Here is an 18,341-nt window from a genome sequence, read left to right as displayed (position 1 = left end):
ATTGCCTCCCAGCATGTAGAAACTTCTCATTTACGTGTGAATATATTGAAGATTTCGTTGGCAGCCTCATCAACAGACATGGCATCGTTCATCATTTCATCCAAGAGTCTGCCACACAATTGATCATCAAAATCTACATTGCTTTCATTTTGCGGCAGTAATGCATGGGCTTTTAATTGATCCTTGCTTTCAGAAGTCCAGTAATGCTCTTTTGCAAATGGATAGGTTGGCAAGCTGATACGGCGAGGTACCTTGCCAGTATAAAGTTTGTTCCAATCCAAATTTAGCCCTTTGGCCCACAGCTCCAGAAGCTTTGTATATTTCCTTTTGGTAATCCAATGTTCAATCAGTTGCTGCAGGTCTTCGTCCCCCGTAAAAATGGACAACGCTTCTTTGTTGCGCTTCACCTGACCTCTATACAGGTTGAGCATGTGGTGGCGTCCGGCCACAAATTCCTTTAATTTCTCCTCAAGATCTGTGATCGAATCCACAAGCATGGCTAGACGCTCCTCCATCGGTTCGCGTCCCACCTGGAGCGTATAGGCAATATCCAATATGCTAGCAGAGGATAACTGACCTTGAAGAGCCTCAAGCAGCTGTCGTCCTTTTTCCTTAAGCTGCTCCTCACTCTTGGCTGATAGCACGATCATGGCAGGTCCCTGAGAAGCAGATTCTATTCCTGATGGCTCCTGGACCTCGGGAATATACTCTTCAATCACGATATGAGCGTTGGCCCCTCCTGCACCGAAAGACGATATTCCAGCCCGTCTCGGATACTCTTCAGTGATTCCATCCGTTGTAATTACAGGTCTCTTCCATTCTTCTAGGCTCTGCTGAACGACAAAAGGAGTATTGGTGAAATGAATTTCAGGATTCAACTTCCTAGAATGTAAAGATGGTACTAACTGGCGATGCTTAAGCTGCAACAATATTTTAGTTACTCCTGCAATGCCTGCCGCGCTCTCAGTGTGACCAATATTGGATTTGACCGACCCTATGGCGCAGAACTGCTTGTCTTGTGTGAATTTCTCAAAAGCCCTGGTCAATCCTGCAATTTCAATAGGATCTCCCAAAGCCGTGCCGGTTCCATGGGCTTCAATATAACTGATGGTTCTTGCATCAACATTCGAACGCCGGAGTGCCGCCTCGATCAGTTGAGATTGAGCTTGAGGGCTAGGCACTGTATAACCACTGGTTTTACCTGAAGCATTGAGCATGCTCCCTTTGATGACACCATAAATATGATCACCGTCTGCAATGGCCTTCTCCAGCGGCTTTAACACGATAGCGCCGACGCCCTCCCCATCAACGAATCCATCCGCTTGGTCTCCAAACGACTTACATTCGCCACTTTTGGAAAGCATCGTCATTGCTGACAGCTTGATATAGTGGATTGGGTCTACGATCAAATTGACCCCTCCGACAATAGCGCACTCGCTGATACCGCTATACAGACTTTCCAAAGCTAGATGGATCGCCGTCAATGAGGAAGAACAAGCGGTATCGATAGTCATACTTGGACCTTGGAAATCCAAATGATAGGATATCCGATTGGAAATGGAATTGTATTGAGGTCCCAAACCGTAATTCCCATTCATTACGCCCGCAAATACGCCCACTTTTCGACTCTCACAAAGATTGGCAGGGGTATATCCGGCATCCTCAATACTTGCATATGCGGCTTCCAGAAAGAGCCGTTCTTGCGGGTCCATAGTTTCAGCTTCTGCAGGAGAAATCTTGAAAAATAGCGGATCAAATAAATCAATTCCATCGATAAAGCCGCCTGATTTCGTATAGATGGTGCCTCGTTTTCCTTTTTCTTCGTCAAAGTAGGTCTTCCAATCCCAACGGTCTTTCGGAATTTCAGTGATGCAGTTTTTGCCCTCTTTTAGGTTGTTCCAATATTCCTCTACATTACGAGCTCCTGGATAGCGCCCTGACAAGCCCACAATCGCAACATCTCTGATATTAGAGGAGTGCTCCTTCGGCTTCTCACCTTTGCTGACAGACGGCTTAAGGAAGCGTCCTTCCCGTACAAAGCTCATTGGGGCCATATCGATTACCTGTGGAGCAGGTACCTCTTCCACTCTGGAAGTTTCTTCGCTCATCTCTGTCTCCTTCATACCTACCAGCTTCTTCAACGAATCCCTTTGCGTTTGAAGCAGGTACGCTACCAGATCATCTATGGTGTTGTACTCAAAAAACAGGGTGCTGGCAAAATCCTCGATGACCTCACGCAAAACATTGGTGATTTGCACAACCAATATCGAGTCGATCCCGTACTCTTCCAGGGCAACCGTAGAGTCGATGCTTCCCGGTTCCATTTTTAGTGTTTCGCCAAGTAAATTTTTAAAGTAGGCCGTACTTTTGCTGCGCAGCACATTTTCTGATTCTGCCTGTACTGCCTCTCTTTTGGGCTGAGCTGATTGTTTCATTGATCCTGCTTCAACAGTCCTATTCTCTATCGATATGGTTTTCTGCTTTGGATGTCGCTTTTGCCGAACCAAGCCATCGCTTTGGGCTGCAACGATCTGCTGGCCCCAATCATGCGCCTCCTGCGCTGGGAAGAACGCTGTGTGAAAGCCTTCTTTGGCCAATACGCTTTTCCATACGTGAGGATACAGCCCAGGGCAGCCGGGAATACGCAATTCCGAATCCTCATAAGCCCACCAGCCATCCAGCAATCCGAAGGTAAGATGGGTAAACACACTGCTGCCCATGAGTTCATTTAACAGAAGCAGGCCGTTGCTTTTCAAAACCGCTTTCGCATTGCGCAATGCCTGGCGGATATCTTTTGCCGTATGAAGTACATTGGCAGCAATGACAATATCATATTTACCCGCATCAATACCTTGTCCAGCAATAGGTTCTTCCACATTAAATATTCGATAACTGAGATACGGATTGTCTGGCCCGTACTTTTTTTCTGCGTGCATCAAAAAGGCCTTTGAAATATCGGTATAACAATATTCCTGAATGTGTTTGCAATATGGCCGTAATTTGAGAAATACGGTGCTGCTGGTTCCTCCGGTGCCTGCTCCAATTTCGAGAATTCTGATTTCTGCAGCGGAGTTGTTCATAATTCTCTGCTGAACATAGGCGGCAATCGTATCGGAAAGAACTTCATTAAAATAGTCGGCGACCAGACTATTCTTATAAATCCCTTCCACCAGCTCCATAGAGGAATTGGGGAACATGATTTCCGTGGCAGGACATTTGCCGGTAATAATTTCAGGCAAAGCTCGCAGCGTTGTCTCAACCAAATGTACCCTTGCTCGCATCTGCGGATATTTCAGCCATGTATGCTTGTGCTCTTCCCATTCCTGCCAGACATCCTCTCTATAAGTCGAGCTGGAATCATTTCCACCTGTAAGGGCATCATTCATCCGTGCCAAAATCTTTACGCTCTCTCTTAGCCATTTGCCATATAACTCAGACAGCCCATGCTTATGTTTAAACTCGTCGACAGACTGACGATCTGTCCCTGACAGCCCCATGGACAAAAGTTGCTCCTGCAGTAGCTTGCACAATAGGTGTTCCAATTCCCTTTCCTGCAGGCTGCCAGCATCCTCTGCCGCATAGTCCTCGGCAAACTGGACTTTTGATTTGATCACTGCAGCAATACTTTCTTGTATATCCCGAAGATTGGGATCCGTGTTGTGTGGGTACAGGTCAATGGCTTCCGCCGGATTAGTCCCTTCCAAATCTAGATGTTTTGTTGTTTTTATTAGCCCTACTTGATTCAGCGGGGAAGCAAGCAACGTCTCAAGTGCCTCCATCCCCTCTTGAGGCTCAATAAGTCCAACACCGATCTGCGCTAGTCTTGAGTAATTTTCCACCTCTTGCTGCCTGTCTTGGGAAACATTGTTCTCGTCATTCCCCCAGTATCCCCAGTTCATGACTTTCACCGGACAACGCCATTCCTGTGAGAGTCGCCGCGCAAACGCATCCTTAAAGGTACATCCGGCAGCATAGCTGCTTTGTCCCGGGTTTTTTACATAAGCAATAATGGAAGAGAAAAACAACACGAAATCCAGCGGTTCATTTTGGAAGACCTGAGCCATGCGTACACTGACATCGACCTTTGCCGAAAGCCCGGACCGGAGCCCTTCCTCCGTCAAGTCTTCCAATCCCTTCTCCAAAAAGGCAATGGCAGAGTGAACTACGCCGTTGATCTTGGAGTAACGCTGCTTTATCTCCTCATATGCTCCCTGCAGCGACCTTTCATCTGCTGCATCTGCCGTAATATAGCATGGAACAGGCCCGTGGCCTTTAAATTCGTCCAATTTAGCCTGGATGGATGCATCCTTTGGCCTTCTGCCTATCCACACCATCTGGGCCTGATAGGTCGAAGCCATATACTTGCTCCATGCCACTCCGATGTTGCCTGCACCACCGATAACCACATAGACGCCTCCGGTTTTGTACAGCGTCTGTCCGTTTGAGCCTGGAGTCTGTTTAAACGGAATCAGCTGCTGGCGATACCACTGCCCGCCTCTGAAAACCCACATCCGTCCCTGACGGTCTGAAGGCAGCGTAAATAGTTCGGATAACGGCCAGTCATAGTCGGATTGCAGGTCTATAATACGAACCTTCCAGTTCGGATATTCTTTGGCCATCGTGCCTACCAAACCATGGAAACTTGCGTGGGCCGGGTGGACTGTATCATCCTGATCGATCGACTGAGCCTGGGTGGTTATAGTTGTCCAGCCTAATTTTTTCGTTCCATACCCCAGCAGGAGCAGCGCCTTGACCATTCTAAAGAAGAGCAAGACTCCTGGCTTCTGTTCGTCAATCAAGGATTCAGCAGTGACCGATTCGACGGAACTACAAGGTGCAATCCACAAAATGTGGTCAACTGCTCCATATTCTTCGACCTTTGAGGCAACCGTTTCTATGGAATCCTGCGCCTGTAGCTCCAAAAAATGCGCCTTCGGATAGTATTCCCGGATAGCCTGTCTATCTTTGTCTGTACCACCTGCAATGACCATTCGGTCTATCGACGATGGGAAAGCTGTATCTTTTTTAAGCGCAACCGGGTCCCATTTGGGGATGAGCATAACGGCTCCTACAAGCGGATCGGCGGCATGATCTCCTGCGACTACACCTTGTGCATGCTCAGTGCGGATATCTCCGTCCAGCGCCCGGGTGGATAGTCCCGTTATTCTGACACAAACGTTCCCTTCCTCATCACATAAGTCGATATTGAGCTTCTGTACCTTGTCCTCTTTCTTACTGCCCTCGCTGTATTGAATCAACGACCACATATTCTGGGTGCATCCCCCATGGATTTCGACCTCTTGAAGAGCGAATGGCATAGAAGGGGTATTTGGTACCTTGCTGTCCGGTAGCCCTCCATCTTGCCCCATGATTAATCCGATCGATGCATGCAAGGCCGCATCCATTAAGCTAGGGTGAAGAACAAAGCTGTCAGCCGAATCAGAGAGCATGGAGGGCAGTGCCAGCTTGACCAGTACCTTGCCCGGACGTGAGTACACTTTCTCCACACATTTGAAGGCTGGGCCGTAATCCATCCCGATTTTTTGGAAGATATCGTAGCAGCGCGCCCCCTCAAATCCGTGTGGATCAAATTCTGCCTGTAATGCCTCAAGGTTAAGCACTAGCTTTTGTTCCACGTTAAACTGCACCGCATTGCCCTGGCTGTGCACGGTATGTCCGATATTGCTTCCTTCTTGCTCACTATACACTTCAAAGCTGATTTTTCCGGCGTCTTCCAAGAATAGTCCGGTGTGTACTGAGAATGGCCGATCTTCCACCACAATTGGCCGAATCCAGTTTACATTTTTCAACCGGATTCCTGTTGCGCAGTTGTCCTCATCTCCTATAGAGCGTTCCACAGCCGCCCGCACTATCTCAAGATAAGCGACACCTGGTAGAACCCGTTGGCCTTTTACCGTATGATCCCTGAGGAAAAACTCCTCGCCTGTAAACGTTGAGCTGAACCGCTGCTTCAAGAAGTTTGAAGTGTTGTGATGCAGTAAAGGTGACAAAAATATAGACTGACCGAGAGCGGCTGTCATGCCATCGATCTTTACCTGGTTTACGGGCACCCAATAGCTTTCTCTAGCAAAAGGATAGGTTGGCAAACTAATCCTGCGAGGCTTCACTTCCCCATAAAGCCTGTTCCAGTCCAACAGCAATCCCGTCACCCAAAGCTCGGCGAGCTTTCCATATTTACCTTTGCTCACCCATGCACCTACCATTTTAGCCATATCCACATCGATTTCCTGAGTGACCAATACTCCTTTGTTGCGCTTTACCTGTCCTCTATACAGCTCTTCTATACCTTCCTTTTCCAGCAGGAAGCTTTCCAATTTCCAATCCAGCTCTTGGATGGAGGTGGCAATGATCGCAAGCCGTTCTTCCATCGCTTCTCGTCCGATCTGCAACGTGTAGGCGATATCTGCGAGACCTATACGCGGGTCATTCAGCTCTCTGATGGCAGATAGCAATCTTTGGGCCTGCTCGTTCAGTCTTTTCTTGTTCTTGGCCGATAGCACAATCATGGCAGGATTAAGCGACGCAGGAGCAGCTTGCAGCTGAGCAGTCTCTGCTGGAATGTATTCTTCGATTACCACATGCGCGTTAGATCCGCCTGCCCCGAAGGCCGAAACTCCTGCCAGCCTTGGGTATTCCCTGATTTCGCCATCGATGGATACGACAGGTCTTTTCCATTCCTCTAATTCCTGCTGAACTTTAAAAGGGCTATCACTAAAATCGATATTGGGATTTAACTTGCTTGAATGCAGCGAAGGCACCAATTGTTTATTTTTCAACTGCAACAGCACCTTTGTCACCGCGGCAATACCAGCTGCGCTCTCACAATGTCCGATATTAGACTTGGCAGACCCGATTGAACAGAACTGCTTGTCTCTGGTATATTCCCGGAACACCTTTTGTAAGCCCGCAATTTCAATCGGATCACCCAGAGGAGTTCCTGTCCCATGCGCCTCTATATAGCTAATGGTTCTAGGGTTGATTCCCGCCTCCTGAATGGCCTGCCCAATCACGCTAGCCTGTGCGTTGGGGTTGGGTACGGTATATCCATTGGTCTTACCTCCGTGATTCACTGCAGTACCTTTTATGACGCCATATACCCGGTCTCCATCTGCTATAGCTTTGGCCAGCGGCTTGAGCAGCAAAGCCCCGACTCCTTCTCCTGGCACATATCCGTCACCCTGTCCGAAGCTTTCACACCGCCCATTGCTTGATGCAAAGCTTCCCTGTCCGAGTAGTAGATATTTGTTGGGATGGACAGAAACGTTAACTCCCCCTGCAACAGCCAGTTCACATTCTCCATGCTGCAACCCGTGACAAGCCATATGGATTGCTGTCAGTGACGAGGAGCACATGGTATCCACAGCGATACTTGGTCCATGAAAATTACAAAAATACGATACACGGTTGGCAACCGCCGAAGCATTCCCGAGAAGCCCGAGCATATTCCCTTTGGCTTGTTCCTGGGCTCCATAAAGCTGATATTCGTGATACATCACTCCGACATAAACGCCAACATTGCCTTCCATGCCGCCAAGTCCCCGGTCTGCACAAAGAGTTTCACGCGTATAGCCAGCATCCTCTATGGTTTCATACACGCATTCTAGGAATAGGCGCTCCTGAGGGTCCATCGTTTCCGCTTCTCTTGGCGAAATGTTGAAAAACAATGGGTCAAACCAGTCCACTCCGTCGATAAACCCTCCCCACTTGCTGTAGGTTTTCCCGAGCTTACCTTTAGTTTCATTAAAGTACAGGCTGTGGTCCCAACGCTCCTTGGGAATCTCAGTGATGGAATCCTTCCCATCCCTTAGATTTCTCCAGAACTCGTCGATACCTGCTGCCCCCGGATATCTTCCCGATACCCCGATAATGGCAATCTCCAAGCCCTTCTTTTCACGATGGGGCTGCGTACTTGTCGGGAGAGGCCATGTACGTTTGCGACCCGCAGCTAACGAAGCCAAAGGCTCTATTGCTGCTTTTGCAGGTTCGTTCGCTGCTTTATGAGGAGCCGTATTTTTCTCCTGCGCTTTTAAAACGTCTACCAGCCGGCCGCGATGCGATTCCAGGAAATAGCCAGTTAATGAGCGGAGATTATGGTATTCAAAAAATAATGTCTTCGGCAGTGAGCCAAACGTTTTTTCCAATTCATTCGTGAGCTGCATGACCAATATGGAATCAATCCCATACCTGTCCATAGGCGCGTTTACATTTATACTTTCAGCTGGCAGCTTGATTACAGCCGAAAGCAATGTTTTCAAATAGTCTTCAGCTTTTTCTTTTAGCCATTCTTCGCCGATAACAGCGGCTTCCCCGTCTTCCAATCCGGAACGGCCTGAAATCTCTGTTCCTGAAGGCTGTCCCAGAATGGCCGCCTTAATCGTTTGAGGATACCCTTCGATAACCATGACCTGGCTTTTACCGGAAGATAAGCCTTGATACAAAGCCTTTATTCCATTCTCTGTTTCCATGGCGATCATGCCCAGACCTTGCATCGCCTTTTCCGTTTCCCCATCGACATGCATGCCCCCGTCTTTCCACAACGGCCAGTTGATCGACAGCGTGTGCCCATGGCGCTGCTTGCCTGCCACCAAGGCATTTCGATAAGAAGCATAAGCATCCATAAAACCATTGGCAGCAGAGTAATCAATCTGTCCTACATTACCAAGACTTCCGGCGCCGGAAGAAAACAGGATAAAGAAATCGAGAGGCAGGGCTCTGCTGGCCTGATCCAGATGGATCAACCCTGAGACTTTGGGAGTCAGCACTTCTCTAACTTCTTCTATCGTCTTTTTGATGATGAAGTTGTCCCGTATCACTCCTGCTGTGTGTAAAATACCGTTAAGACCGCCAAATTGCTCGACGATGCCATTAATTAACTCGGTGACCGCTTCCTTTTGACCCACGTCCACCTGTCTGTACTCTATATGACCTTCCCGCGCTTCCAATTCACTTAACAAGGACTGTTTATCCGCTGACAGAGGTGATCGTCCTGCCAGTACGACGGTGGAGTTTTTCACATTGCACACGATGTCTCTGGCAAAAATCAGTCCCAGACCGCCTAGACCGCCAGTGATGAGATAGATCCCTCCATCTTTCCATGGCCGGACTGGATCTTCACACAAGGTTTCAATTTCTTGCCACTTTAAAGCCTGTCGCTTGTCGCCATGATATCGTATCCGTTCGCTGTACTGGCTGTATCGGTTCTCTTGTAATTTTGCAATAATCCCCTTAGGGCCATCTTTTGCATCAAGCTCTAGCAGTTGACCCATGATACTCGGGTTTTCTTTTTGGGCGGTTTGCAGCATGGCAAAGAACCCGGAATAGACCTGTTGATCATTTCGGGCAGGGACTGCAATTTGCAGCAAAGTTTTTGGTTTGTGTATGTCCAGCATCATAGTTTGCAATTCTTCAAATATCTGAATAGTGTAGTCTTCAAACCGCGCATCCAAGTCAGTACTTGAGGACTGTAAAACAATGCAGCGAGTACCGTCCATGCGAGCTGCAATATCCTCCCCGGCGATACCTTCAAATTCGCACAGGATCACAATGTGCCGTATATCGTCGAACGCGTTCTCTCCTGCGGGGACTTCCTTCTCCTCCCAGACCGGCTCCAGCATGAGTGTGCCCACATGCTCAACGAAGTCTGCTTGCCCTACTCCTTCTTCCAGCTCTCTGGATGAGAGCCCTTTGAGCTGCACACAAATCTTTCCGGTCTCGTCACAGAGATCGATATGTACCATGCTCAATCCATTTAGTGTCTCCTCATTCGCTTGTCTGGAAATCCGGGCCCACATCACAGAAGTGCATTTTTCAAATATTTTCAGTTCCTGCAAGGCAAAGGGTACTGAGAGCTTGCCCTCAGGCACATGTTCTTCCCGATCCATCACCAAGCCGATTGTGGCCTGCAAGGCTGAATCCATCAAAGCCGGATGCAATACAAATTCACTTTGGGTATGAGATACATTGGATGGAAGGGACAGCTTTGCCAGCACGTAATCCTTTCCCTGAAAGATGGTCTCTATTCCCCGATGCCCCGGGCCATAGTCTATTCCCATGGTTCTGAAAGCTTCATAGCATTGGCTTGAAGATAGTGAACTGCGGATACATTCTGCCTGTAAGACATTCAGGTCCAGATACTGCGACTCACCGCTTCTCTCCAACACAGCTATCCCCTGGCTGTGTATAATACCTTCGGCGTCTTCTTCCACTCTGCTGTATATTTCAAACGCAATCGCTCCATCTTCCTGAGGATATAGGCTGGTGTGCACCCTGACTGGTTTGTTAGCTACAACGATGGGCTGAGCCCATACTACATTTTTCAGTCGAATACGGGTCCCACCCTCCATAACATCCCCCGCTGCTTCTTCTACGGCCGCTCGCACCATTTCAAGGTAAGCCACCCCGGGTAATGTCGGTTGGCCTAGGATTCGGTGATCCGCTAGGAAAAATTCCCGGCCTGTAAAGGTGGAGTCGTAGCGCTGCCCAGAGAGATCGGAAGTATTTTGATGCAGCAAAGGGTGAATTTGGGCGGCCATAGCCGGGTTTATATTCTCCTGCCCCATGTCTGTCTCAGACAACCAATAGCGTTCCCTCTCGAAAGGATAGGTCGGTAGACTGATTCGCTGAGGCTTAATTTCTCCATAAAGTGCATCCCATTCAATACTTGCGCCATTGGCCCATAATTTGGCCACCTTATCAAGTCTTCTATTCTGAAGCCAGGTCCGAACGAGGGTCCCGGTGTCTTCGTCAGAATCAAAAAGTTCAATTCCGTCTCTAGCATCGTCTACCTGTCCGGTTAACACCTTATCCGATGAGTTTCCATTCACAAAATGCTCCAGCTCATCGATCAGATTTCCTCTTGAATCTGTCAAAAACGCGAGGCGCCAGTTCATGGCATCTCTGCCCACTTGAAGGGTATAAGTCAGGTCCGACAAATTAGCATTTTCGTGCAATTTAACAGAGTCCATCATGTCAGCTGCATAGGCTTTCAAGGCTTGTTCACTTTTGGCAGACAGTACAAATAGCACTGGGTTGTCTTGATCGACTGGGTCCAGCTTCATCTCAGAGGCTACAGGCACATATTCTTCAATAACCATATGTGCGTTAGTGCCGCTAAACCCAAAAGCACTGACGCTTGCACGCCGGGGTGTCCCCGGTTTGGACTCCCACTTTTGTAGCCCGGTGTTAATGTAAAACGGGCTTTCCTCCAAAGAAATATGTTCATTTAAGGCTTCAAAATTGATGGTTGGCGGCAATTGCTGGTGTTTCATAGCTAGGAGTACTTTCATTACCCCGGCCACTCCGGCCGCAGTCAGCATATGTCCCATATTGCTTTTCAGCGATCCCAGCGCGCAATAGCCCTTTTTGCTTGTATAGGATCGGAAAGATTCGGTAAGTCCTTCCACTTCGATAGGATCGCCCAGCTTGGTGCCTGTCCCATGGGCCTCTACCAGAGAGATGGTTTCAGGATTAATATTAAACCGCTGGTAAACCTCTCTTTCGAGCGAAATCTGTGAATTTACACTTGGAGCGGTGATGCCGTTGGTTTTCCCATCCTGATTCATTCCCCAGCCCCGGATAACCCCATGGATGGAGTCCTTGTCCCTGATTGCATCAGAGAGCCGTTTTAATAAAACAACGCCAACCCCTTCTCCGGGGACAAACCCATTTGCACGGGCATCAAAAGTAAAGCATCGTCCATCCTTGGACAGCATTCCTGCTTTGCTGGTCATAACATGCATCCCCGGTCCTGCCATAACCATTACTCCGCCCGCCAAAGCAAGATCGCTTGTTTCTAAAACAAGGCTGTTGCAAGCTTCAGCAATAGCTACCAGAGAGGAAGAGCATGCGGTATCAATCGCCAGAGAAGGGCCCTTCAAATTCAGTAAATACGAAATCCGGGCCGATAAAATGGAAGGCGCTCCTCCCATAAGAACCTGCGCGTTCAACCCCTGTCCGCTCATGGACCTTCCATAATCACTAGCTGCACAACCTACAAAAACACCACAACGGCTCCCCGACAGTGAGGCAGGATTTAAACCTGCATCTTCAATGCATTTCCAGCTACTTTCCAGAAATAGACGCTGTTGAGGGTCCATCATCTCTGCTTCCGCAGGAGATATATTAAAGAACAACGGGTCAAATCGATCTATATCCTCTAGCACACCCATCCACTTGCTATAGGTTTTCCCCTCAACCTTGGGATCAGTATCATAATAATCATCAATGGACCAGCGTGTTGAAGGAATTTCCGATATACAATCCCTGCCTTGAGCCAGGTTATCCCAGAATTCAGTCAATGTTTTGGATTTGGGGAACTGCCCCGCCATGCCAATAATTGCGATCGAATCCTTCTCCTGACCATGCGGTATACGGGACACGTTTTTTTTCAGATCAGCCTGCTTGAGCGGTTTGTGCGTATCATCGCTATTCGACTGCTGTCCGTAGGCCGTTTGAATCCGTTCCTTGACCTCTTGCTGATTCACAAACGTTTTGTCCTGCATTTTTATTTCTTTTTCAATCGTCGCCGCCAGCTTTTCTCTTATCGGCTGAGCCATATGGTTTTTCAGCTCAATCAATGATTCTCTTGGCGATTCGGACAATTTTCTTGCCAGCTGCATAGCGTACGGTACCACTTCGTTTCTCGGCAGAACAGGAAAAGGAGTCCCTTTGGACTCCAGTTCTGAACCGCTATATCTAGTACCTGTGAATAAAATTTCCTGCGCCATGCTAACTCCGAATTTTTCAGGAAAAATGAGAGTTGAGCCCGCACCAGGAGTGAAGCCGTATTTCATAAAATTAGTGGTGTAGATGCTTTCTCTACTCATCACGATAAAATCGCAAAACATCCCCATGCACCAGCCTGCGCCAATCCCATGTCCCTGCATAGCGGCAATGACCGGTAGCTTGCAATCCAGTGCAATCTTGTAAACATTGGTATCGCTATATTTCGCCTTTCCCTCATGAATTGCCAGCAGTCCCTCCTGTGTACCTCCTGTGGCAAAGTAGGTGTCGTACCCCGTCAGAATCACAACTTTATAATTTTCGTTAGCCTGCACCGTTTCGAACGCCTGATTCAGGCCTATAATCAGTTCATTGGAAAATGTATTTTTGTGCACTGTATCCTTCATTGTTAACAGGACAATGCCATGCTCAAATTCCTGCAGTTGAACCACAGGCGGCACTTCCGTTTCGCCATTGCTCTCCTTTTCCGGTCCGTGAAAACTGTCCAATGGCTGTAGCGAAAGAGACAATTCCTCTAATGATGATTCCTCTGATCGAGCTGCCAATGATTCTTCCAAAGATTCATCCGAGAGCCCGCCCATATATTGGAGCAATTGTTTTTCGGCATCTTCAGAATTTATTTCCCCTGTTTGTACCGCACGAAAAATATCTTTTGGATCCATAAAAATGCCCTCCTAGCTGTATGAAATAGGACGAATATCGTGTCGGCAATTTACGAGTGTAATTGCTTGAACAACTGATCGGCCTGCTCAACATTTAATTCACCTTGCAGCACCTTCTGGATCAACGCTTGCATGGGCTGCGTAGAAGTTGACTCTACAGGCACTTGATTTGAGGCTTCCGCCGATTTGCTTAATTCCTTTGCTAAATATCTGGAAAATTCTTTAATGTTAGGATAGTCATACACTCTGGTTGCTGAAATAGAAGTTCCAAACCGTTTGTTCACGTCCTGTACCCACTCTACGCCTATGATAGAATCCAGTCCCATGTCGATAAATTTATCGTCCCGGCCGATGTCCTTTTCGTCCATACTCAAGGATTTTGCAAGACTTTCAATTAGTTCCTTCTCCAAGGCACCAACCCGTACAGCCGCAGGCCCATTAGCAGATCGCTTGACCTCATCCTTGACAGCCAGTTGCGGTGAGGAAATGATAGGTTTAGGTTTAGGTTTAGGTTGCGGCGGAGCCGGCTTCAATTCTGCGGGCTTGGCTGCCTTTTTCGGTGTATCAGCTACCTTCTCGATGTCAGAAACTGAGCGCAGCAAAATACCCTGCGGTTTTTCAGGTACTTTTGCCAATGTCTGTACCTGCACATTATCATCGACAGCAGGAGGACTGAAAACAGGCTTTTGTGCCGGGATATCAACTTCAAGAGGTTCCATTTTGGTCTCCTTGGACTGGCTTCCGAACGTAGAGATCCAATAGCTCTCCTGAGCAAATGGATAGGTTGGCAGACTCATCCGACGAGGTCTGGCCTTTCCATAAAGCCTGTTCCAATCGAATAACAAGCCCTGAACCCAAAGCTCTGCCAGCTTTGTATACTTGCCCTTGCTTATCCAGATATCCACCAACTGTTCCATGTCCTCGTCTGCTTCAAGAACAGTCAGAATATCTTTATTTTTCTTTGCCTGACCCGAATAGAGTCCGTCGATATCCTCATTTCCCGCTAGGAAGCTCTCCAGCTTTCCTTCAAGCTCCCTCGTAGACTTAGCTAAGACTGCTAACCGTTCTTCCATGGCTTCCCGTCCTACCTGAAGGGTAAATGCTATATCCTCCAAACTGGCTTCTGCGTATTCCGATGCTCTGAGTGCAGAAAGCAATCTTTGTACCTGCTCGTACAAACGCTCTTGATTTTTGGCCGACAGCACGACCATGGCCGGGTTTTGCAATATCACGGCAGCTTGTCTAGTCTCCTGCACCTTAGGGATGTATTCCTCAATAAGCACATGTGCGTTGGAGCCTCCGGCACCGAAAGAAGAAATACCTGCAATTCTCGGGTATTCAACGGTCTTTCCATTTATAGTGACGATCGGTCTTTTCCACTCTTCAAGCTCCTGCTGAACTATAAAAGGGCTATTGCTAAAGTCGATGTTCGGGTTGAGTATGTTTGAATGCAGCGAAGGTGCGATTTGTCCGTATTTGAGCTGAAGGAGCACCTTAGTCACTCCAGCAATCCCTGCCGCACTCTCACAATGCCCTATATTAGATTTTGCCGATCCAATGGCGCAGAACTGCGTGTCTTCCGTATATTCCCGGAAAACCTTTTGCAATCCAGCGATTTCAATAGGATCACCTAAAGATGTCCCAGTGCCGTGTGCTTCAATGTAACTGATTGTTCTGGGGTTTATTCCGGCTTTCTTAAATACCCTCCCAATCACACTGGCCTGCGCCTTGGGGTTCGGAACCGAAAAGCCATTGGTCTTCCCACCGTGATTCACAGCGGTTCCCTTGATGACCCCGTATATGTGATCGCCGTCTGCAATTGCTTTGGTCAGCGGTTTGAGCAATACGGCCCCTACGCCTTCACCCGGCACATACCCATCTCCGCCTTCTCCGAAGCTTTCGCACCGACCCTTGCTTGATACGAATCTTCCCTGCCCAAGCATCAGGTATTTGTTCGGATGAATGGAGACATTGACACCGCCAGCAATGGCAAGCTCACACTCATCTTGCTGTAAGCTCTGGCAGGCTAGATGAATGGTCGTCAATGAGGATGAGCACATCGTATCCACGGCCATGCTTGGCCCGTGGAAATTACAGAAATAAGAAACTCGGTTTGCAATGGAGGCCGGATTCCCTGGTACGGCAATCATTTTGCCTCTAGCCTGCTCCTGCGCCCCATAAAGCTGGTATTCTTCATACATAACTCCGACAAAAACGCCTACATTCCTTTCCAAACCAAGCCCTTCTCGTGTATAGCCTGCATCCTCGATCGTTTCATAGACGCATTTTAGGAACAAGCGCTCCTGTGGATCGATGATTTCTGCTTCTCTAGGAGAGATGTTGAAAAACTTCGGATCAAATTGATCCACGCCTTTGATAAAGCCACCCCACTTGCTGTAAGCTTTTCCGGATTTGTCCGCTTCCTCGTCAAAGTGTATGCTGTGATCCCAACGCTCTTTGGGAATTTCCGTAATGCAGTCCTTTCCATTGCGCAGATTGTTCCAGAATTCCCCAACATTCTCCGCCTCAGGATACATGCCCGACAAGCCGATAATGGCAATATCCCCCGTACCGCCTACTGTTTCCGGCTGCGGTTGGAATTTTTTCTGATCCAGTAATTGTGTCTGAGCCGGCATTTCACGAGCTTCTCTTCGGCTACTGGAAAGTGGCCTTCCTGGGCTATCCTTCACAGTAGAAGACGTAAACGCTTGGACGGCGTTAACCTCTTCCTCCATTCCAAGCAGTTGAATCAGCTGCTTCTGGTGAACTTCAAGAAAATATTGGGTCAGCTCCCGGATACTTTGGTATTCAAAAAACAACGTTTTGGGTAGTGTTCCGAATGTTTTCTCCAGTTCACGTGTCAGCTGTCTGATCATAATAGAGTCAATTCCATACTTCTCCATAGGGGCATCGACTTCAATTTGCCTTGCCGGCAGTCTGATCGATGCAGCAAGCAGTTGCTTTAAATAATTTGCCACTTTTTCGGCAAGCAGGTCTTGTCCGATTCCTGACTCCTTTCTGCTCTCCATAATCATAGAGGAGGCATCTTCAGCCTGATTCAGGGATGGCTGCTGCAAGAGCGTTTCTCTGAGCTGATTGGCACGCCCTTCCAATACCATGATTTGATCTTTTTCGGAAGCCAGACTTTGGTACAAAGCCCTCATTCCTGTATCGGTCTTCATAGCAAACATCCCCATTTCCTCCATGATTTGTTCCGTTTCTTTATCAATACGCATTCCGCCTTCTTTCCACAGCGGCCAGTTAATAGAAAGCGTCTGCCCCTGACGTTGCTTCTGTTCTACAAGCGTATTGCGATATCTGGCATAGGCATCCATAAAGGCATTGGCAGCAGCATAGTCAGCCTGTCCTATATTCCCAAGGCTGCCGGCAACAGATGAATACAGGACAAAAAAGTCCAACGGAAGATCTTTGCAGGCCTGATCCAGATTGATCAATCCTGTAACTTTTGGCGCCAATACTTTCTGCAATTCCTCCCCTGTTTTTTGAATAATGAAATTATCGCTGGTCACACCGGCGCCGTGAACAATTCCGTCCAGCTTCCCAAACTCTTCCTGAATATCCCGGATCAAATCCTCAACCGCTCTTTTATCGGCGACATCGGCCTGTCGAAATACGACTCTTGCTCCTAGGGCCTCTATTTCCTCAACCCTTGCTTTGGTGTGACCACGAAGCACAGATCGTCCAACGAGAATTAAAAGGGCATCTTTGGTCTGTCGTGCCATTTCTTCAGCCAGAATCAAACCAAGACAACCTGTTCCTCCGGTAATCAAATATACCCCTGAGTCCTTCCACGGAATACGGCCCGCTTCCCACGAGGATTGGATTTCCGTCCATGCGGCTGCATATCGTCTGCCCCACTGATAGCGGATATGTGTATCCATGGAGTTGCCGCTATTTTCTTGCAGGATATTTATAAGACCTGCTGCATCTTCCTCCACATCCACTTCGATCAGTTGGCCCACCAGTCCGGGATTCTCAAGCCGCGCTGTTTGTAAGAGTCCGTAAAGTCCCGAGTATACCTGCCTATGATCCTGTACCGGAATGACAAGCTGAATCAATGTTTTGTGTTTGGAGTGGGTTTTAAGCACATGTTGAATTTGCTCAAACACCTGAGCTGCATAAGTTCTAAACCGTGCATCCATGCTTTCCTCTTCGGATTGCAAGATGAGACAATGCACCCCGTTCATTTGTGATTCAATCATTTCCCCGGAAATAGGTGCTGGTTCACATAGAATTACCAGATGCTGCTGATAATTAGGTGCTGTTCCTCTCGGGGCAGGCGCTTGTTCTTCCCATACAGGCTCAAGCATCAAAGTCTCAGGTATCGTCAATTCATCTGATTCCGCTGATCCCCTAGTTCCTCCTTCTGCAATTCGTGATGAGAAGCCCTTCATGCTTACACAAACATTCCCCTGCACATCGCACAAATCAATATCGAGCTTTTGCACTGGACCATCCTGTCTGCTGCCTTCACGATAACGGACCCAAGCCCACATCTCTGATGTGCAGCCGCTAAACACCTCAAGCTCTTCCAATGCAAATGGTAAAGCTGGCTTTATAGAAGCTTTACCATCAGACATGAGGTCTCCGCCTGTGCCCATAATCAGGCCTATGGACGCCTGCAAAGCGGAATCCATCAAGCTAGGGTGCATCACAAACTGTCCCATGGTCTGATAAACAGAAGAAGGCAAGGACAACTTGGCAAGTGCCTGACCCACGCCGGTATATATCTTTTCAATTCCTTGATATCCCGGCCCATAGGAAACCTGCATCGCTGCAAACGCCTCATAACACTGCTGGGATGAATAGGTACCTAGATTGCACTGCTCCAGCAAGGCTTCAATATCTATGACAGGAATCTCGGCCAACGGAACAATCGCTGCGCTGCCTTCGCTA

The 18,341-nt window shown here is 48.1% G+C and carries 2 protein-coding genes (1 of these 2 running past the window's edge); both read right to left on the bottom strand.

The window, feature by feature from the left end; translation table 11 throughout:
• Positions 1-26: 26 nt before the first annotated feature.
• A complete protein-coding gene (locus ACXHJ2_RS07255; protein WP_165079625.1) occupies positions 27-13,424 on the bottom strand; it encodes an SDR family NAD(P)-dependent oxidoreductase in 13,398 nt (4,465 codons plus the stop codon).
• Positions 13,425-13,474: 50 nt separating this feature from the next.
• Positions 13,475-18,341 carry the end of an SDR family NAD(P)-dependent oxidoreductase gene (locus ACXHJ2_RS07250; RefSeq protein ID WP_165079624.1) on the bottom strand. It continues 14,906 nt past the right edge of the window, so only the last 4,867 of its 19,773 coding nucleotides appear in the window; the start codon falls outside the window, past its right edge; the stop codon is at positions 13,475-13,477.

This window comes from Paenibacillus sp. ALE3 (assembly GCF_054113405.1).
Note: the sequence above shows the minus strand (reverse complement) of the source record. Positions and strands in the feature narration are given on the sequence as shown.

Excerpts from the sequence above, each read along its gene's own strand:
- ACXHJ2_RS07255 (WP_165079625.1), bottom strand. The coding sequence starts at position 13,424 with ATGGATCCAAAAGATATTTTTCGTGCGGTACAAACAGGGGAAATAAAT.